Raw genomic sequence first — 18,001 nt, forward strand, 5'->3', positions numbered from 1 at the left:
GAGCCTATTAAATGGCACGTTTCTTCCGTCGTCGTAAATTCTGCCGCTTCACTGCTGAAGACGTGAAAGAGATCGACTTCAAAGATCTCAACACCCTGAAAGCTTACGTATCCGAAACCGGCAAGATCGTTCCAAGCCGTATCACCGGTACCAAAGCTCGTTATCAGCGTCAGCTGGCTACCGCTATCAAGCGCGCCCGCTTCCTGGCCCTGCTGCCCTACACCGACAGCCACGGCCGCTGAGACCGGGTCGTCGACAAGCAGTAAGGGATTAGCATGCGAGCGTTAGCAAGTTTCATCATGCGCGGTCGTGTGCAGGCCACCCTGGTGGTGGTCATCAGCGCGGTACTGCCGCTGCTGTTCTGGTTGAGTGCCGCTGCCAGCAGCCTTGTGCTGCTGCGGCGTGGGTTCAAGGATGCTACAACGGTCATCGTCGGCGGCCTGCTGGCCGGGCTGGCCGTGTGGGTCATGGGCGATCCCATCACCTTTCTGGTGATTGCGGGTGCCCTGGCCCTGGCCGCCATGCTGCGTGCCGAGCATCCCTGGAGCCGGGTGTTGCTGGCCAGTGCCGTGTTCGCCGTGGCGTTTAGCCTCGTGCTTGATCTGGCGCTGGCGCAAACCTTCGATGTGCTGGCCAAGGCGTTTGCCGAAGCCATGCCGAAAATCGAAGGGCAACCGGTGCTCTCCGGTGAGCTGATCCGCCCTGTGCTGGTCGCTTCCACAGCAGTGACGGTGCAATTGTTCAGTGTGTTGGCGTTAATGCTGGCGCGCTACTGGCAGGCAGCGTTGTACAACCCTGGAGGCTTCGGTCGCGAGTTTCGCGAACTGAAGTTGCCGAAACAGACCATGGCGGTCTTGGTGGCAGTGATGGTGGTGGCGCCGTTTATCGGCCCGCAGTTCATCATCCTGGCATCGGCTTCCAGCCTGGTTCTGGTGCTGGCCGGCATCGCCTTGATGCACGGGCTGGTGGCACAGGGTCGACTGGCCGGTTTCTGGCTGGTGGGTATGTACGTGACGCTGCCGCTGATCATGCAGCTGATTTATCCGTTGCTGGTGGTTTTGGCCATTGTCGACAGCCTGATTGATTTTCGCGGTCGCAAGTCCCCCAAGGGGAATGACTCCGCGAACGGTGAAGGTTAAAAGTTAAGAGGTTTTACCAAATGGAACTGATCCTGCTGGAAAAAGTCGCTAACCTGGGCAACCTGGGCGACAAAGTAAAAGTTAAGGCTGGTTACGGCCGTAACTTCCTGCTGCCATTCGGCAAGGCCACCGTTGCCAACGCCGCCAACCTGGCTGCGTTCGAAGAGCGTCGCGCCGAGCTGGAAAAAGCAGCCGCTGACAAGAAAGCTTCGGCTGAAAGCCGCGCTGCCCAACTGGCCGAGCTGGAAGTGACCATCACTGCCACCGCTGGCGACGAAGGCAAGCTGTTCGGTTCGATCGGCACCCACGACATCGCTGACGCCCTGACCGCCTCCGGCGTTGAAGTGGCCAAAGCTGAAGTTCGTCTGCCGAACGGCACCATCCGTCAGGTTGGCGAATACGACGTAGCCGTGCACCTGCACAGCGACGTTGAAGCCACCGTACGCGTGGTTGTCGTAGCTGCCTAAGCTGCGCTGACTGGCTGGCTCCTTGCGAGCCAGGCGGTTAACATCGGGCACGGTCCTGTTTTCGACAGGCCGTGCCCTTTGTCTTTTTCATCCTCCAGAATTCTTTCGTGGCCATGAACGAGATCACCACCTCCGAACAGCTAGACCTGCAAACCGCAGCCCTGAAGGTGCCGCCGCATTCCATCGAGGCCGAACAGGCCGTGCTCGGTGGCCTGATGCTGGACAACAACGCCTGGGAGCGTGTGCTGGATCAGGTGTCGGATGGCGACTTCTACCGGCATGACCACCGCCTGATCTTCCGTGCCGTGCACAAGTTGGCCGACGCCAACCAGCCATTCGACGTGGTGACCCTGCACGAGCAACTGGATAAAGAAGGCCTCTCATCGCAAATCGGCGGCCTGGCGTACCTGGCCGAGCTGGCCAAGAACACCCCGTCGGTGGCCAACATCAAGGCCTATGCCGCGATCATTCGCGAGCGGGCCACGTTGCGCCAACTGATCAGCATCAGTACCGACATCGCCGACAACGCCTTCAACCCGCAGGGGCGTAACGCCGAAGAAATCCTCGACGATGCCGAACGGCAGATCTTCCAGATCGCCGAGGCGCGGCCGAAAACCGGCGGCCCGGTCGGCGTCAACGAACTGTTGACCATGGCCATCGACCGTATCGATACGCTGTTCAACTCCGACAGCGATATCACCGGCGTGTCCACCGGCTTTACCGACCTGGATGAAAAAACCAGTGGCCTGCAGGCTGCCGACCTGATCATCGTCGCGGGCCGTCCGTCGATGGGTAAAACCACCTTCGCCATGAACCTGGTGGAAAATGCCGTGCTGCGTACCGACAAGGCGGTGCTGGTGTTCTCCCTCGAGATGCCAGGCGAATCGCTGATCATGCGTATGCTTTCGTCGCTGGGCCGTATCGACCAGACCAAGGTGCGTTCCGGCCAGCTGGACGACGATGACTGGCCGCGCCTGACCTCGGCGGTGAACCTGCTCAACGACCGCAAGCTGTTCATCGACGATACCGCCGGTATTAGCCCCTCGGAAATGCGCGCCCGTACCCGTCGGCTGGCCCGTGAGCATGGCGAAATTGCCATGATCATGGTCGACTACCTGCAGTTGATGCAGATTCCGGGGTCGGCCGGCGACAACCGGACCAACGAAATTTCCGAGATCTCCCGCTCGCTCAAGGCCCTGGCCAAGGAATTCAACTGCCCGGTCATCGCCCTCTCGCAGCTGAACCGCTCCCTGGAACAGCGCCCGAACAAACGCCCGGTGAACTCCGACTTGCGTGAATCTGGTGCAATCGAGCAGGACGCCGACGTGATCATGTTCGTGTACCGCGACGAGGTGTACCACCCCGAGACCGAGCACAAGGGCGTGGCCGAAATCATCATCGGTAAGCAGCGTAACGGCCCCATCGGCTTCGTACGCCTGGCGTTCATCGGCAAGTACACCCGCTTCGAGAACCTCGCGCCGGGTATGTACAACTTCGACGACGACGAATAAAGGCGAACTCAGCAACCTGTGGGGGCGGGCAGACCCGCTCCCATAGGGGTCGCCATGCTCCCAATGAATCCGACAACCACCGTCGGATTTGGTCAAAATTTGTGCTATATTCCGCGCCCGCGATTTCCCTGCACACCAGAACCGGTCACTGACATGCAAGCAGCCAAACCACTCTACGACTATCCCAAGTACTGGGCCGAATGCTTCGGGCCAGCACCTTTCCTGCCAATGAGCAGGGAGGAGATGGATCTGCTCGGCTGGGATTCCTGCGACATCATCATCGTGACCGGTGATGCCTACGTCGACCATCCGTCGTTCGGCATGGCCATCATCGGCCGCCTGCTGGAGGCCCAGGGTTTCCGCGTGGGCATCATTGCCCAGCCGAACTGGCAGTCGAAAGACGACTTCATGAAGCTCGGCGAGCCGAACCTGTTCTTCGGTGTGGCCGCGGGCAACATGGACTCGATGATCAACCGCTACACCGCAGACAAGAAGATGCGTTCGGACGATGCCTACACCCCTGGTGGCCTGGCCGGCAGCCGTCCGGACCGTGCCAGCCTGGTTTACAGCCAGCGCTGCAAGGAAGCCTACAAGCACGTGCCGATCGTACTCGGCGGTATTGAAGCTTCGCTGCGCCGGATCGCCCATTACGACTACTGGCAGGACAAGGTCCGCCACTCGATCCTGATCGACGCCAGCGCCGACATCCTGCTGTTCGGCAACGCCGAGCGCGCGGTGGTCGAAGTGGCCCAGCGCCTGTCCAACGGCGAGAAAATCGAAAGCATCACCGACGTGCGCGGCACTGCCTTCGTGCGCCGTGATACACCGCAAGGCTGGTACGAGATCGACTCCACACGTATCGACCGTCCAGGCCGCGTGGACAAGATCATCAACCCGTACGTGAACACCCAGGACACCCAGGCCTGCGCGATCGAGCAGGCCAAGGGCGACCAGGAAGACCCGAACGAAGCCAAAGTGGTGCAGATTCTCGACAGCCCGAGCGTGACCCGTGAAAAATCGGTGATCCGCCTGCCGTCGTTCGAAAAGGTGCGTAACGACCCGGTTCTCTACGCCCACGCCAACCGCGTGCTGCACCTGGAGACTAACCCGGGCAACGCCCGCGCCCTCGTGCAGAAGCACGGCGAAGTGGATGTGTGGTTCAACCCGCCGCCCATCCCCATGAGCACCGAAGAAATGGACTACGTGTTCGGCATGCCGTACGCCCGTGTGCCGCACCCGGCCTATGGCAAGGAGCGCATCCCGGCCTACGAGATGATCCGTTTCTCGGTGAACATCATGCGTGGCTGCTTCGGTGGCTGCACCTTCTGCTCGATCACCGAGCACGAAGGCCGCATCATCCAGAACCGCTCGCACGAGTCGATCCTGAATGAGATCGAAGAGATGCGCGACAAGGTGCCGGGCTTCACCGGCGTGGTCTCCGACCTTGGTGGCCCGACTGCCAACATGTACCGCATCGCCTGCAAGAGCCACGATATCGAGAAGCACTGCCGCAAGCCGTCGTGCGTGTTCCCCGGCATCTGCGAAAACCTCAACACCGACCACAGCTCGTTGATCGAGCTGTACCGCAAGGCCCGTGCCTTGCCGGGTGTGAAGAAGATCCTGATCGCCTCGGGCCTGCGTTACGACCTGGCCGTCGAGTCGCCGGAGTACGTGAAGGAGCTGGTTACCCACCATGTGGGCGGTTACCTGAAGATTGCCCCGGAGCACACCGAGCGTGGCCCGCTGGACAAGATGATGAAACCGGGCATCGGCACCTACGACCGCTTCAAGCGCATGTTCGAGAAGTTCTCGAAAGAGGCGGGCAAGGAACAGTACCTGATCCCGTACTTCATCGCCGCGCACCCGGGCACCACTGACGAAGACATGATGAACCTGGCCCTGTGGCTGAAGGGTAACGGCTTCCGCGCCGACCAGGTGCAGGCGTTTTACCCGTCGCCGATGGCTTCGGCCACGGCCATGTATCACTCGGGCAAGAACCCGCTGCGCAAGGTGACCTACAAGAGCGAAGGGGTGGAGATCGTCAAGAGCGACGAGCAGCGCCGCCTGCACAAGGCGTTCTTGCGCTACCACGACCCGAAAGGCTGGCCGATGCTGCGTGAAGCGCTGCAGCGCATGGGCCGTGCCGACCTGATCGGGCCGGGCAAGCACCAACTGATCCCGCTGCACCAGCCGCAGACCGATACCTACCAGAGCGCACGCCGCAAAAACTCGACGCCGGCGGGCAGCCACAAGGTGGGCAAGGATCAGAAGATCCTTACCCAGCACACCGGCCTGCCACCGCGTGCCAGCGATGGCAGCAAGCCGTGGGACAAACGCGAGAAGGCCAAGGCCGAGGCGTTTGCGCGTAACGAGAAGGCGGCCAAAGAGCGCAAGGAAGCAGCCAAGGGTGGCAAGGGCAACAAGAAGCCGCGTCAGCCAGTGATCCCGCGCTGATTGATGAATTTCGGGGCTGCAAATCAGCCCCGAAATCTCAAGGTCAATCAGGCTTCTTGTCGACCCACTTCGGCGCCACCGGCGCAATGAAGCTGTCCATGCCATCCAGCAGTTCATCCGGCTGCTGCGCCAGCAGCAACATCGCCCGATGTTGCTGCCGCACAAAGCCTTCTTCGACGATATGGTCGAGGAACCCGCCCAGCTTGTCGTAGAAGCCGTTCACATCGAGCAGCCCCAGCGGCTTGGCGTGATAGCCCAGTTGCCCCCAGGTCCATACCTCGAACAATTCTTCCAGCGTACCCAGCCCACCCGGCAAGGCGATGAAGGCATCGCTCAGCTCGGCCATGCGTGCCTTGCGCGCGTGCATGCCATCGACCACTTCCAGGCGCGTCAGGCCTTTGTGGCCGACTTCAGCGTCCAGCAGGCTTTGCGGGATGATGCCGACCACCTCGCCACCTGCTGCCATGGCCGCGTCGGCCACCACGCCCATCAGGCCCACGGCGCCGCCGCCATACACCAGGGTCAGCCCACGGCGGGCAATGGCCTGGCCGAGCGCGACGGCAGCTTCACGGTAAGCAGGGTTGGCGCCAATGCTGGCACCACAGAACACACAAACGGAACGTACGGGCATTGCTCATCTCCTGTCACTCAGGTGCACAGGGTACGGCGCATGCCCGTTGCTTCCAAGGCCGCGTTCATTCCGGGCGGGAGAATTCGCAGATGGCGCCGGTAGCCCCGTGGGCATAGGCGGCGAGCAGGCTATTGAGGAAGGCAGAGATGGGCATTTGGTATTGCTCCTAAATGAGAGGTTGTCCCATCGTCTAATAAAAGGGCATGATGTGCCCTTAGATTGGTTGTATACAATCCATTGAACAATTCTACTGGCTGGCCTCTTGACACCCCCTTGACCCATATCAGCAAGGGGCTGAACGGTTTCAGGCAGTCTCGCAATTGATAAAACCCTGCCAAGGAGATTCATGATGTTTGCGAAAGCTGTAGCGGTATCCCTGCTGACCCTCGCCAGCGCCTCTGTCTTCGCCGCCGAGTGCTCGGTAACTGTCGACTCGACCGACCAGATGTCCTTCAACACCAAGGAAATCACCGTCGACAAGAGCTGCAAGGAATTCACCGTCAAACTGACCCACTCGGGCAACCTGCCGAAGAACGTGATGGGCCACAATCTGGTGATCAGCAAGACTGCCGACATGCAGGGCATTGCTACCGAAGGCATGAGCCAGGGCCTGGACAAGGACTACATCAAGGCTGACAACGCCGCGATCATCGCTCACACCAAGATGATCGGTGCGCCTGAGAAAGAAACCGAAGTGAAGTTTGACGCTACCAAGCTGGAAGCCGGTGGTGACTACAGCTTCTTCTGCACCTTCCCGGGCCACATCTCGATGATGAAGGGCAAGGTCGTCGTCAAGTAAGCGGGTAAGGGGCCGCAAGGCGGCCCCTTAGCTTCAAGGGGCGAACGGCAGCTCGCGCTTGTGCTGGGTCTTGCGGTAGGTGGCAACGATGATGTCGAACGCCGCCTGATCAACCGGCTGACCATGCAGGAAGGCATCGATCTGCTGGTAGGTCACGCCATGGGACGCTTCGTCCGGCTTGCCCGGCGCCAGGTCTTCAAGGTCTGCAGTCGGCACCTTCTCCACCAGTGACTCCGGCGCACCAAAGCTGCGCGCAATGGCCCGTACCTGGTTTTTCACCAGCCCGCTCAGCGGCGCCAGGTCGCAGGCACCATCACCAAACTTGGTAAAGAAGCCCATTACCGCCTCGGCGGCGTGGTCGGTACCGATCACCAGGCCCGCACGTGCGCCGGCAATGGTGTACTGGGCGACCATGCGCGTACGCGCCTTGACGTTGCCCACCACGAAGTCCACCAGGGTTGGCGAGCCGTTCTTCAGTGCTACAACCTCGGCGGCCAGCGCCCTCACTGCCGGGGCAATGTCGACGGTGTGCACTTCATCGGCCTTGATCACGTCCAGGCAGGCCTGGGCGTCATGCTCGTCATGCTGCACCTGGTACGGCAGGCGCACGGCAATGAAGGTGTAGGCCTTGTCGCCGGTCTCGGCGCGCAACTCGTTGATGGCGCGCTGGGCGAGCAGGGCGGCGGTCAGCGAGTCGACGCCACCGCTGATGCCCAGCACCAGGGTCTTGAGCCGGGCGTTGGCCAGGCAGTCCTTGATGAACGCCACGCGCCGGGCGACTTCGGCCTCAAGCGCGGCAGTGTCGGCGAACGGCGGCTGTACCTTCAGTGCCTGTGCAATCTCTTGCTGAACCGCTTGCATGGGTTACTCCTTGCTGGGGACTTTGAATACGTGGCGCAGGTAGGCGACGAAGTTCTCGTCGCGGCATTGGGTCTTGGCGGCTTCGTCCGAGATCTTGGCCACTGGCGCGCCGTTGCAGTCGGTCATTTTAAGCACGATGCTCATCGGGGCCACACCCGGGATGTCGCAGGTCAGGTTGGTGCCGATGCCAAAACTGACGTTGATGCGACCGCGCAGGGCACGGAAGATTTCCAGCGAACGGGTGAGGTTGAGGCCATCGGAAAACACCAGGGTCTTGGTCATCGGGTCGATACCCAGTTTCTGGTAGTGGGCAATGGCTTTCTCGGCCCAGGCCACCGGTTCACCGGAGTCGTGGCGCAGGCCGTCGAAGAGCTTGGCAAAGTACAGGTCGAAATCGCCAAGGAAGGCATCCATGGTGATGCAGTCGGTCAGGGCGATGCCAAGCAGCCCGCGGTATTCGCGTACCCAGCAGTCCAGCGCGGCGATCTGGCTGTCGATCAGGCGCGGGCCGAGTTGCTGGTGGGCCATGATCCATTCGTGGGCCATGGTACCCAGTGGCTTGATATCCAGTTTCCATGCCAGGTCGACGTTGCTGGTGCCGACGAAGCGGCCCGGGAAGTCGTCGCGCAGTACCCGCACCACGTCTTCCTGCACACGGCTGGAAAAGCGCCGCCGGGTGCCGAAGTCGGCTACCTGCAGTTCGGCCAGTTCATCGTCACTGGCATGCGCGCGCAGCCAGTCGAACTTGCGGTGAAGCTGGTCGCGGGCCTCAGCCAGGCGCATGCGTGGGTGCAGGTGGCGGTTGCGCACTTCGCTGATGATGGCCAGCAACGGTACTTCGAACAGAATCACATGCAGCCACGGGCCTTTCAGGCGCAGGAACAGCTGGTCGTTTTCGATACCGATGCGTACGTAGCGCAGGTTGAAGCGAAACAGCCGCAGAAAGCGCAGGAAATCGGGCTTGAGGAAGCTGATGCGTTCGAGGAAGGCCAGCTGGCCATCATCCAGCGTGAGGTCGCTGAGCAGTTCGAGCTGGTGACGGATCTCGCCAAGATAAGGGCGCAGGTCCTCACCGTTGCGGCAGCGGAATTCCCATTCGACGTCGGCGTCCGGGTAGTTGTGCAGCACACCCTGCATCATGGTGAGTTTATAGAAGTCGGTGTCGAGCAGGTTGTGCACGATGCGCTCGGCGAATGCGCTCTCGCTCATCAAGTGGGGCTCCGGAAGCGGCGAATGGCGGACATTGTGCCAGCCTTTTGGGGCTTGTTGTGTCCGGGCTTGCCCGCGAAGAGGCCGGAACAGCCAAAACAGAGGTGTTTTTCCGTGCACCGGCTAGCCTTGAAACGGTGCCGCCTGTAGCAGTCGCGCACCAGCGGTGTGCAGTTCGGTGACGTCCGCTGTTACAGGCTGGTTGCACGTTAACACTTGGCGGGGTTGCAATGATGGCACCAGGCGGTTGCTCCTTGTCTGTACGTGTGGTGGCGCCTGCCGCGTGGCAGACGGTTGCACGCTCAATAAAGAAAAGGCCGCCGGTCGCCTGCTGGCGCCTAGCACAGTGTGTTTTCCCGGAAGACAAACCCTATGGCACGGCCCTTGCTCTGAGCACAGGGTTGAGAAGTTGTAGTGCCAACCAAAAAAAACTCTAGGAGCACCACCTCATGTCGCAGACGTTTTACAAGAAAGGTTTCCTGGCTCTGGCCGTGGCTACAGCACTGGGTGTTTCTTCGTATGTTCAGGCCGACGTCAAGATCGGTGTAGCGGGCCCAATGACCGGGGCTAACGCCGCGTTTGGCGATCAGTACATGAAAGGTGCGCAGGCAGCGGCCGACAAGATCAACGCCGCCGGTGGCGTCAACGGCGAGAAAATTGTCCTGGTCAAAGGTGACGACGCCTGCGAACCGAAGCAGGCTGTGGCCGTGGCCAACCGCCTGGCCGATCAGGACAAAGTGATCGGCGTGGTGGGGCACTTCTGTTCTTCCAACACCATTCCAGCCTCTGAGGTGTATGACGAAGCGGGCATCATTGCCATTACCCCGGGCTCGACCAACCCACAAGTGACCGAGCGCGGCCTCAGTGCCATGTTCCGCATGTGCGGCCGTGACGACCAGCAGGGTATCGTCGCCGGCGACTACATCGTTGACGTGCTCAAGGGCAAGAAAGTCGCGGTGCTGCACGACAAGGACACCTATGGCCAAGGCCTGGCCGACGCGACCAAGGCGCAGCTGGAAAAACGCGGCGTGAAGCCTGTGCTGTACGAAGGCCTGACCCGTGGCGAGAAAGACTTCAGCGCCGTGGTCACCAAGATCCGCTCCACGGGTGCCGACGTGGTCTACTTCGGCGGCCTGCACCCAGAGGCTGGCCCGCTGGTGCGCCAGCTGCGCGAGCAGGGCCTGAAGGACGTCAAGTTCATGTCCGATGACGGCATCGTCACCGACGAACTGGTGGCCACAGCTGGCGGCGCGCAGTACGTCGATGGCGTGTACATGACCTTCGGCGCCGACCCGCGCCTGCTGCCAGACAGCAAGGCGGTGGTGGAGGAGTTCCGCAAGAACGGTACCGAACCAGAAGGCTACACCCTGTATGCCTACGCCTCCCTGGAAGCCCTGGCCGCCGGTTTCAATGGCGCCAAATCGAACAAGGGCGAAGACGCCGCCAAGTGGCTCAAGGCCAACCCGGTCAAGACGGTGATGGGCGAGAAGAAGTGGGACAGCAAGGGTGACCTGACCGTGTCCGACTATGTGGTCTACCAGTGGGATAAAGACGGTAAATACCACCAGCTGGAAAAACAAAAATAACAACGGCCCACGGCCCGGGCTGATGCTCGGGCCCAAGCCCCGCGGTACCTGTCTTTATTCGTAGATCTGCACAGTTCTGCGCTGCGAGGGCCCCGCACCGGTGGCCCGCGCCGTGGTCGGCGCTCGTGCAATCTCAATCAGGTGAGATTGCGTTATGGATGGTATTTTCCTGCAGCAACTGGTCAACGGCCTGACCCTCGGGTCGGTCTATGGCCTGATCGCCATCGGCTACACAATGGTCTATGGCATTATCGGCATGATCAACTTCGCGCACGGCGAGGTGTACATGATCTCCGCGTACCTGGCGGCGATCAGCCTGGCATTGCTGGCTTACTTCGGTATCGAGTCGTTCCCCCTGCTGATGCTGGGCACGCTGTTGTTCACCATCGTCGTTACGGGCGTATACGGCTTCACCATCGAGCGCATCGCTTACAAACCCCTGCGTAACTCTACCCGCCTGGCACCGCTCATCAGCGCCATCGGCATTTCGCTGATCCTGCAAAACTATGCACAGATCAGCCAGGGTGCCCGCCAGCAAGGTGTTCCAACCTTGCTTGAAGGTGCCATGCGTGTCGAAGTCGGCACCGGCTTCGTGCAACTGACCTACACCAAGATCTTCATTCTGGTGGCCGCCTTCGTCGGCATGGGCCTGCTCACCTACGTAATCAAGTACACCAAGCTCGGCCGCATGTGCCGCGCCACCCAGCAAGACCGCAAGATGGCCTCGATCCTAGGCATAAACACCGACCGGGTGATCTCCTACGTGTTCGTCATCGGTGCAGTCATGGCCGCGCTGGCCGGCGTGCTGATCACCATGAACTACGGCACCTTCGACTTCTACGCCGGCTTCATCATCGGCATCAAGGCGTTCACCGCCGCCGTGCTCGGTGGTATAGGCTCGCTGCCTGGCGCCATGCTCGGCGGGATCATCCTGGGTATTTCCGAGTCGCTGTTCTCTGGCCTGATCAACTCCGACTACAAGGACGTGTTCAGCTTCTCGCTGCTGGTGATGATCCTTATCTTCCGCCCACAAGGCCTGCTGGGTCGCCCGCTCGTGGCTAAGGTGTGAACATGTCCGTTGCCAAAACTGCCGCTGTTACCGAAACCAAGGGTTTCGACCTTAAACGCAGCCTGCTGGAGACCATCGTCGCCGGCCTGCTGGCACTCATTGTGTTTGGCCCGGTCGTCGGCGTGGTGCTCGACGGCTACAGCTTCAATGCCGAGCCGCGGCGCGTGGCCTGGCTGGTGGGCGGGGTGATGCTGGGGCGCTTCCTGCTCAGCCTGTACCTGCAGACCGCCGCGGGCACGCGCATGCTCCAGGGCTTTGAAAGCGGTGGCTCGGGCGTGCATGTGAACGCACCGGACTACAAGTCGCGCTTGCGTTACATCATCCCCGCGCTGATCGTGATTGCCATTGTGTTCCCGGTGTTTGCCAACAAGTACCTGCTGACCGTGGTCATCCTTGGGCTGATCTACGTGTTGCTGGGCCTTGGCCTTAACATCGTGGTCGGCCTGGCCGGCCTGCTCGACCTGGGCTACGTGGCGTTCTATGCCATTGGTGCCTACGGGTTGGCGCTGGGCTACCAGTATTTGGGCCTGGGCTTCTGGAGCGTGCTGCCGCTGGCGGCGATTGCCGCAGCACTGGCGGGGTGCATTCTCGGCTTCCCGGTGCTGAGGATGCACGGTGACTACCTGGCGATCGTGACCTTGGGCTTTGGCGAAATCATCCGCCTGGTGCTGAACAACTGGCTGTCGTTCACCGGTGGCCCCAATGGCATGCCGGCGCCGTCGCCAACGTTCTTCGGCCTGGAGTTCGGCCGTCGGGCCAAGGACGGCGGCGTACCGATCCACGAGTTCTTCGGCTTCGATTACAACGCCAACCTCAAGTTCGTGTTCATCTACGCGGTGCTGTTCATCGTCGTGCTGGCCGTGCTGTACATCAAGCACCGCCTGACCCGCATGCCGGTCGGCCGGGCCTGGGAAGCACTGCGTGAAGACGAGATCGCCTGCCGTTCGATGGGCCTGAACCACGTACTGGTCAAGCTGTCGGCCTTTACCCTGGGTGCTTCCACTGCCGGCCTGGCCGGGGTGTTCTTTGCCACTTACCAGGGCTTCGTCAACCCGTCGTCGTTCACCTTCTTCGAGTCGGCGCTGATCCTCGCCATCGTCGTGCTGGGTGGCATGGGCTCGACCGTGGGCGTGGTGATCGCAGCGTTCGTGCTGACCGTGGCGCCCGAGCTGCTACGCAGCTTTTCCGAATACCGGGTGCTGCTGTTCGGCGTACTGATGGTGCTGATGATGATCTGGCGACCGCGTGGGCTGATCCGCATCAGCCGTACCGGTGTGACCCCGCGTAAAGGAGTGGCGCCATGAGCGACGATATCATTCTCTCGGTCGACAACCTGATGATGCAGTTCGGTGGCATCAAGGCGCTCAGCGACGTCAGCCTCAAGGTCAAGCGCAACCAGATCTTCGCCCTGATCGGCCCCAATGGCGCGGGCAAGACCACGGTGTTCAACTGCCTGACCGGCTTCTACAAGGCCAGCGGCGGGCGCATCGAGCTGAACGTTCGCGGCAGCCACACCAACGTCATCCAGCTGCTGGGCGAGCGCTTCCAGGCGGCGGACTTCGTGTCGCCGGCGCGCTTTGCCAACCGGCTGTACTACAAGATGTTCGGCGGCACTCACCTGGTCAACCGCGCAGGCCTGGCCCGTACCTTCCAGAACATTCGCCTGTTCAAGGAAATGTCGGTGGTGGAAAACCTGCTGGTGGCCCAGCACATGTGGGTCAACCGCAACCTGCTGGCCGGGGTGCTCAACACCAAGGCCTACCGCAAGGCCGAGAGCGATGCACTGGACCACGCCTTCTACTGGCTGGAAGTGGTCGACCTGGTCGACTGCGCCAACCGCCTGGCCGGCGAGCTGTCGTACGGTCAGCAGCGTCGCCTGGAGATTGCCCGGGCCATGTGTACGCGGCCCAAAGTCATCTGCCTGGATGAACCGGCAGCAGGCCTGAACCCGCAGGAAACCGAGGCACTCAGCCGCATGATCCGCGTGCTGCGTGACGAGCACGACATCACCGTGGTGCTGATTGAGCACGACATGGGCATGGTCATGAGCATTTCCGACCATATCGTGGTGCTGGACCACGGCAACGTGATTGCCGAAGGCGCCCCGCAAGACATCCGCCACAACCCGACGGTGATCGCCGCCTACCTGGGTGCAGACGAAGAGGAACTGGTATGAGTGCGCCCATTCTCGAACTGAAGGACCTGGACGTGTTCTATGGGCCGATCCAGGCGCTGAAAAAGGTGTCGATGCACATCAACGAAGGTGAGACGGTCAGCCTGATTGGTGCCAACGGTGCGGGCAAGTCGACCCTGTTGATGTCTATTTTCGGCCAGCCTCGGGCAGCGTCGGGGCACATCGTTTATCGCGGCACCGACATCACCCGCAAGTCGTCGCACTACATCGCCTCCAACGGCATCGCTCAGTCGCCGGAAGGGCGCCGGGTGTTCCCCGACATGACCGTCGAGGAGAACCTGATGATGGGCACCATCCCCATCGGCGACAAGCATGCCGACGAAGACATGCAGCGCATGTACGAGCTGTTCCCGCGCTTGAAGGAGCGGCGTAACCAGCGGGCCATGACCATGTCCGGGGGTGAGCAGCAGATGTTGGCCATTGCCCGGGCGTTGATGAGCCGGCCGAAGCTGCTGCTACTGGATGAGCCGTCGCTGGGGCTGGCGCCGATTGTGGTCAAGCAGATCTTCTCGACCTTGCGCGAGCTGGCCAAGAGCGGGATGACCATCTTTCTGGTGGAGCAGAACGCCAACCATGCGCTGAAGCTGTCGGACCGTGCGTATGTGATGGTCAACGGGCAGATCCGCATGACCGGGACCGGGCAGGAGTTGCTGGTCAACGAAGAGGTGCGTAACGCCTACCTTGGCGGGCACTGAGTTTCATTCGGGGCCGCTGAGCGGCCCCATTTGCAATGTGGACAACTTGCCATGGGCCTGTCTCCACATACCCCGGTTTTCCTTCCCAAGCCCATCTTTCCACAGGCCGGATCTTTTCCACGGATAATGTGGAACCGCCTGTGGAAAACATGGTGGCATCTCGCTCAAGCCCTTTGATACCGTGCTCTGCAGAGGTTTGATCGTTTTTTGATCAGGCGCTCTTTGTGGATGATTTTTCAAGGTTTTTCAAAGCCCTGCAAACACTTGGATGTCGCTGAAAAACCTGTGGATAACTCTGTGAAGAGACGTTGGACAGACCGCTGCAGGCGGCATGCTTGAAAGCCTTGCGCCATCACTCAAAAGATATCCAACGACCACCTGTCGCTGAAAGGGTTCCGCACCGTGGACAAGTTGCCCCCAATCCGTGGGGAAAGCCTTGTGGATAACATGCGCATAGCTGGCGCCGGGCCCTCTGCGGCAAGGGTTTGCCGCAGATGAACAAAAAATGAACAGCCGCCTGACTGGCTTGCTGCCAGCGCCCGGCGCGGGCATGCTGCAAAGCTGCCATGACAACCTACCGTGAGGAACAGAGCATGACGTCCACCGTATTCATCACTGGCGCCACGTCCGGTTTCGGCGAGGCCACCGCCCGCCGCTTTGCCGAGGCCGGCTGGAAACTGGTGCTCACTGGCCGTCGCAAGGAGCGCCTGGACGCCCTGTGCGCGGAACTGTCGGCCAAGACCGAAGTGCATGGCCTGGTGCTGGACGTACGTGACCGCAAGGCCATGGAACAGGCCATCGCCACTCTGCCGGCCGGATTCGACAAGCTGCGCGGCCTGGTGAACAACGCTGGCCTGGCGCTGGGCGTGGACGCAGCGCAGAACTGCAGCCTGGACGACTGGGAAACCATGGTCGACACCAACATCAAGGGCCTGATGTACACCACCCGCCTGCTGCTGCCACGCCTGATCGCCCACGGCCGTGGTGCATCGATCCTCAACGTGGGTTCTGTGGCGGGCAACTACCCGTACCCAGGCAGCAACGTGTATGGCGGCACCAAGGCCTTCGTTGGCCAGTTCTCGCTGAGCCTGCGCTGCGACCTGCGCGGGACTGGCGTGCGGGTGAGCAACATCGAGCCGGGCCTGTGCGAGAGCGAGTTCTCGCTGGTGCGCTTCGGCGGTGACCAGGCCAAGTACGACGCTACCTATGCCGGTGCGGAGCCGATCCAGCCGCAGGACATTGCCGAGACCATCTTCTGGATCCTCAACCAGCCGGCGCACATCAACATCAACAGCCTGGAGCTGATGCCGGTGAGCCAGGATTGGGCAGGGTTCTCCATCGACCGTACGGTCAAGGGCTAGATTTGATGGCCTATTCGCGGGTAAACCCGCTCCCACAGGGCTTGTGCAATACCTGTGGGAGCGGGTTTACCCGCGAACGCATCAGCTCAGGCGCTGCAAGCCTTCCAGGCAGGTTGCCAAGTGGTAGGGCGTAGTCGAAGGCATATCATGCCGGCTGACATTGCCTTCCCCATCCCGGCATTCATACCAGCCCGCTTCCCGCAGGAACCGCGCTTCCAGCGCCTGCATCTGGGTAGCCAATTTCGCCTCACCCGCCTCACGTAGCACCAGCGCCCGCAGGTACTCCGCCTGCGCCCAGATCCGCTGGGTGGCGTCGATCACCTTGCCCTCCACATCCAGCATCGCCAGCACTGCCGCATCTTTCACCCCGTACTGCTCGGCAAAGCCGAATGCCCGGTCGATGGACGCATGCAGCGGCGTATCACGCAGCAGCGGTGAGGTATGCAGCAGGTAGAACCACTCGAACTGGTGCCCCGGCTCAAACCAGTTATCCACAGCCCCGCGTGGCTTTTCAAGCATCAGGCCGTGGGCCGGTTCGATGAAGTGTGTTTGCAGTGCCTCGCACAGTTGCAGCAGCGACTGTTGGGTATGCCCGTCATCACGCACCGTCAGCACTTGCAGGAACGCTTCGGCCAGGTGCATCTGCGGGTTCTGCAGCGGGCCGCTGCCCAGGTCGGCCCAGTCTTCGCCCAGGCTGGCTTCGTACAGGCCGTCGTCACGGGCGAACTGCTGGTCGATGATGTCCAGCGCAGCGTTCAAGGTGGACTCGACCAGGTTTTCGCGTACCTTGCCCCAGTAGTGCGCGCAGGCGAAGACGATGAACGCGTGGGTATACAGGTCCTTGCGGCGGTCCAGCGGTTTGCCCTGGGCATCGATGCTGTAGAACCAGCCACCGTGCTCGGCGTCGTGAAAGTGCTTTTGCAACGAGCGGAACAAGGCGGCTGCGCGCTCGGCTGCGCCCGGTTGCCCGATGCGGCTGCTGAACAGGTACAGCTGGCGTGCGCAGGCCATGGCCCGGTAGCGCTGCACTGGCAATGGCTGATGCTGATTGTCCAGCGCCTCGTAGGGCAGGGCCATGTCGGCATTCCAGCCCGGGCCTTGCCACAGCGGCACGATGCGCTCGGCGAAGTGCTGGTTGAAACGGGCCAGTTCGGGCAGGGTGTGGCGGGGGTTGGACATGTCGGCGCTCGTCGCTGTCGGGCAGGGCGCCATGGTAGCAGAACTAGGGTTGTGGGTTGCCTAGCCCTTGCCAATGCCGCGCCCCGACAAAGATGAAGCGCAATTGCTGGGTGATCTTTTCCTGCGGTGTCAGCGCTTGTGGATAACCCGCTTCCGGGCTGTCGATAAGCTCTGGCAGGGTGGCAAACACCGTTTTCACCACCAAGTCGGCCATCACCGCCAGCGCGGCGCTGTCCAGGTGCTGCCAGCGTTTCATGCGCGCAAGGTCGGTGGCCAGGTCGTCGCTGATGTCCTGGCGCAGGCGGGCAATGGCTTGGCGCACGGCTTGTGAACCTCCGTACTGCTCGCGGGCCAGGAACAGGAACTGCGCGCGGTGGGCGGCCACCACGTCGAGGAAGATGCGCACCGAGGCGTCGGTGATGCCGCCCAGTTCGAATTCGTTTTGCCGTACCAGGCGGATGGTCTGACGGAAGGTTGTGTCGATTTCGGCCACCAGGGCCAGGCCCAAGGCGTCCATGTCGGAAAAATGCCGGTAGAACCCGGTGGGCACGATGCCTGCCGTCTTTGCCACTTCACGCAGGCTGATACTGCCGAACCCCCGGCCGCTCTCCATCAGCAGGCAGGCGGCATCGAGCAGGGCCTGGCGGGTCTGTAGCTTCTGTTCGGCGCGCGGCAGCATGGTGCGGGCTTCTGTGACGGTAAGGCTGGGCACTCTAGTTAAAAAAACAAAGCCCGGTCAATGACCGGGCCTGGAGGGGAGCAAGCGTTGTGACATGAGTTGTTCTTTTCAACCATGGCGATCAGCTCACACGGCTGAGTTCAACCAGGCGATCCGAACCACCTTCA

The 18,001-nt window shown here is 61.4% G+C and carries 17 protein-coding genes; 12 read left to right on the forward strand and 5 right to left on the reverse strand.

Annotated features, from left to right (window positions below; translation table 11 throughout):
• Nucleotides 1-11 precede the first annotated feature (11 nt).
• The 5 genes from rpsR (at nt 12) to PM2_RS12465 (ending at nt 5,571) form a co-directional block, all read left to right on the forward strand.
• On the forward strand, nt 12-242 hold the full coding sequence (gene rpsR, locus PM2_RS12445) for a 30S ribosomal protein S18 (RefSeq protein WP_003249563.1): 231 nt from the start codon (nt 12-14) through the stop codon (nt 240-242).
• Between the two features lie 33 nt (nt 243-275).
• Entirely contained in the window at nt 276-1,139 is an 864-nt protein-coding gene (locus PM2_RS12450) for a hypothetical protein (protein ID WP_016712310.1), read from the forward strand.
• 20 nt (nt 1,140-1,159) lie between these two features.
• A complete protein-coding gene (rplI, locus tag PM2_RS12455) occupies nt 1,160-1,606 on the forward strand; it encodes a 50S ribosomal protein L9 (RefSeq protein WP_003249568.1) in 447 nt (148 codons plus the stop codon).
• Between the two features lie 113 nt (nt 1,607-1,719).
• Nucleotides 1,720-3,117 carry a replicative DNA helicase gene (dnaB, locus tag PM2_RS12460; RefSeq protein WP_025752446.1) on the forward strand — a complete coding sequence of 466 codons (1,398 nt, stop codon included), beginning with the start codon at nt 1,720-1,722 and terminating at the stop codon, nt 3,115-3,117.
• 153 nt (nt 3,118-3,270) lie between these two features.
• Nucleotides 3,271-5,571: a YgiQ family radical SAM protein gene (locus PM2_RS12465; RefSeq protein ID WP_025752453.1), complete on the forward strand. Its 2,301-nt coding sequence runs from the start codon at nt 3,271-3,273 to the stop codon at nt 5,569-5,571.
• A gap of 43 nt (nt 5,572-5,614) precedes the next feature.
• On the opposite strand, the gene PM2_RS12470 is transcribed toward PM2_RS12465, so the two are convergent.
• Nucleotides 5,615-6,202 carry a cytokinin riboside 5'-monophosphate phosphoribohydrolase gene (locus tag PM2_RS12470; RefSeq protein ID WP_025752455.1) on the reverse strand — a complete coding sequence of 196 codons (588 nt, stop codon included), beginning with the start codon at nt 6,200-6,202 and terminating at the stop codon, nt 5,615-5,617.
• A gap of 349 nt (nt 6,203-6,551) precedes the next feature.
• Between PM2_RS12470 and azu the strand changes: the two genes are divergently transcribed.
• Nucleotides 6,552-7,001 (forward strand): azurin, encoded by a 450-nt coding sequence (gene azu, locus PM2_RS12475; protein WP_025752457.1) that lies wholly within the window; start codon nt 6,552-6,554, stop codon nt 6,999-7,001.
• Nucleotides 7,002-7,034: 33 nt separating this feature from the next.
• On the opposite strand, the gene nadE is transcribed toward azu, so the two are convergent.
• Nucleotides 7,035-7,862 carry an NAD(+) synthase gene (gene nadE / locus PM2_RS12480; protein WP_028698491.1) on the reverse strand — a complete coding sequence of 276 codons (828 nt, stop codon included), beginning with the start codon at nt 7,860-7,862 and terminating at the stop codon, nt 7,035-7,037.
• A gap of 3 nt (nt 7,863-7,865) precedes the next feature.
• Nucleotides 7,866-9,071, reverse strand: a complete 1,206-nt coding sequence (pncB, locus tag PM2_RS12485) for a nicotinate phosphoribosyltransferase (RefSeq protein ID WP_016712248.1) — start codon at nt 9,069-9,071, stop codon at nt 7,866-7,868.
• Nucleotides 9,072-9,520: 449 nt separating this feature from the next.
• Here pncB and PM2_RS12490 point away from each other — a divergent pair, with 449 nt between their 5' ends.
• From PM2_RS12490 to PM2_RS12515, 6 genes are all read left to right on the forward strand, one after another.
• Entirely contained in the window at nt 9,521-10,657 is a 1,137-nt protein-coding gene (locus PM2_RS12490) for a branched-chain amino acid ABC transporter substrate-binding protein (protein ID WP_016712247.1), read from the forward strand.
• A 154-nt stretch (nt 10,658-10,811) separates the two neighbouring features.
• A complete protein-coding gene (locus PM2_RS12495) occupies nt 10,812-11,726 on the forward strand; it encodes an ABC transporter permease subunit (protein ID WP_019098910.1) in 915 nt (304 codons plus the stop codon).
• 2 nt (nt 11,727-11,728) lie between these two features.
• Nucleotides 11,729-13,030 carry a high-affinity branched-chain amino acid ABC transporter permease LivM gene (gene livM / locus PM2_RS12500; RefSeq protein ID WP_016712245.1) on the forward strand — a complete coding sequence of 434 codons (1,302 nt, stop codon included), beginning with the start codon at nt 11,729-11,731 and terminating at the stop codon, nt 13,028-13,030.
• On the forward strand, nt 13,027-13,902 hold the full coding sequence (locus tag PM2_RS12505; RefSeq protein WP_025752462.1) for an ABC transporter ATP-binding protein: 876 nt from the start codon (nt 13,027-13,029) through the stop codon (nt 13,900-13,902). The genes livM and PM2_RS12505 overlap by 4 nt, the downstream gene beginning before the upstream one ends.
• Complete coding sequence (locus tag PM2_RS12510) at nt 13,899-14,615, forward strand: ABC transporter ATP-binding protein (RefSeq protein ID WP_016712243.1); 717 nt, start codon at nt 13,899-13,901, stop codon at nt 14,613-14,615. Before PM2_RS12505 ends, PM2_RS12510 begins: the two co-directional genes overlap by 4 nt.
• A gap of 593 nt (nt 14,616-15,208) precedes the next feature.
• Nucleotides 15,209-15,976 (forward strand): SDR family oxidoreductase, encoded by a 768-nt coding sequence (locus PM2_RS12515; protein WP_016712242.1) that lies wholly within the window; start codon nt 15,209-15,211, stop codon nt 15,974-15,976.
• Nucleotides 15,977-16,057: 81 nt separating this feature from the next.
• On the opposite strand, the gene PM2_RS12520 is transcribed toward PM2_RS12515, so the two are convergent.
• Together PM2_RS12520 and PM2_RS12525 are read right to left on the reverse strand one after the other, a co-directional pair.
• Nucleotides 16,058-17,155: an AGE family epimerase/isomerase gene (locus PM2_RS12520; RefSeq protein WP_016712241.1), complete on the reverse strand. Its 1,098-nt coding sequence runs from the start codon at nt 17,153-17,155 to the stop codon at nt 16,058-16,060.
• A 43-nt stretch (nt 17,156-17,198) separates the two neighbouring features.
• Entirely contained in the window at nt 17,199-17,834 is a 636-nt protein-coding gene (locus tag PM2_RS12525) for a TetR family transcriptional regulator (protein ID WP_016712240.1), read from the reverse strand.
• Nucleotides 17,835-18,001 lie beyond the last annotated feature (167 nt).

Source organism: Pseudomonas monteilii NBRC 103158 = DSM 14164, from assembly GCF_000730605.1.
GTDB lineage: Bacteria > Pseudomonadota > Gammaproteobacteria > Pseudomonadales > Pseudomonadaceae > Aquipseudomonas > Aquipseudomonas monteilii.

Bases quoted from the DNA above. Each gene is read 5' to 3' on its own strand.
- rpsR (WP_003249563.1), top strand. From the start codon at position 12: ATGGCACGTTTCTTCCGTCGTCGTAAATTCTGCCGCTTCACTGCTGAA.
- PM2_RS12505 (WP_025752462.1), top strand. From the start codon at position 13,027: ATGAGCGACGATATCATTCTCTCGGTCGACAACCTGATGATGCAGTTC.
- PM2_RS12495 (WP_019098910.1), top strand. From the start codon at position 10,812: ATGGATGGTATTTTCCTGCAGCAACTGGTCAACGGCCTGACCCTCGGG.
- PM2_RS12465 (WP_025752453.1), top strand. From the start codon at position 3,271: ATGCAAGCAGCCAAACCACTCTACGACTATCCCAAGTACTGGGCCGAA.
- livM (WP_016712245.1), top strand. From the start codon at position 11,729: ATGTCCGTTGCCAAAACTGCCGCTGTTACCGAAACCAAGGGTTTCGAC.
- azu (WP_025752457.1), top strand. From the start codon at position 6,552: ATGTTTGCGAAAGCTGTAGCGGTATCCCTGCTGACCCTCGCCAGCGCC.
- dnaB (WP_025752446.1), top strand. From the start codon at position 1,720: ATGAACGAGATCACCACCTCCGAACAGCTAGACCTGCAAACCGCAGCC.
- PM2_RS12470 (WP_025752455.1), bottom strand. From the start codon at position 6,202: ATGCCCGTACGTTCCGTTTGTGTGTTCTGTGGTGCCAGCATTGGCGCC.
- pncB (WP_016712248.1), bottom strand. From the start codon at position 9,071: ATGAGCGAGAGCGCATTCGCCGAGCGCATCGTGCACAACCTGCTCGAC.
- nadE (WP_028698491.1), bottom strand. From the start codon at position 7,862: ATGCAAGCGGTTCAGCAAGAGATTGCACAGGCACTGAAGGTACAGCCG.
- PM2_RS12490 (WP_016712247.1), top strand. From the start codon at position 9,521: ATGTCGCAGACGTTTTACAAGAAAGGTTTCCTGGCTCTGGCCGTGGCT.
- PM2_RS12525 (WP_016712240.1), bottom strand. From the start codon at position 17,834: ATGCTGCCGCGCGCCGAACAGAAGCTACAGACCCGCCAGGCCCTGCTC.
- PM2_RS12515 (WP_016712242.1), top strand. From the start codon at position 15,209: ATGACGTCCACCGTATTCATCACTGGCGCCACGTCCGGTTTCGGCGAG.
- PM2_RS12510 (WP_016712243.1), top strand. From the start codon at position 13,899: ATGAGTGCGCCCATTCTCGAACTGAAGGACCTGGACGTGTTCTATGGG.
- PM2_RS12450 (WP_016712310.1), top strand. From the start codon at position 276: ATGCGAGCGTTAGCAAGTTTCATCATGCGCGGTCGTGTGCAGGCCACC.
- PM2_RS12520 (WP_016712241.1), bottom strand. From the start codon at position 17,155: ATGTCCAACCCCCGCCACACCCTGCCCGAACTGGCCCGTTTCAACCAG.
- rplI (WP_003249568.1), top strand. From the start codon at position 1,160: ATGGAACTGATCCTGCTGGAAAAAGTCGCTAACCTGGGCAACCTGGGC.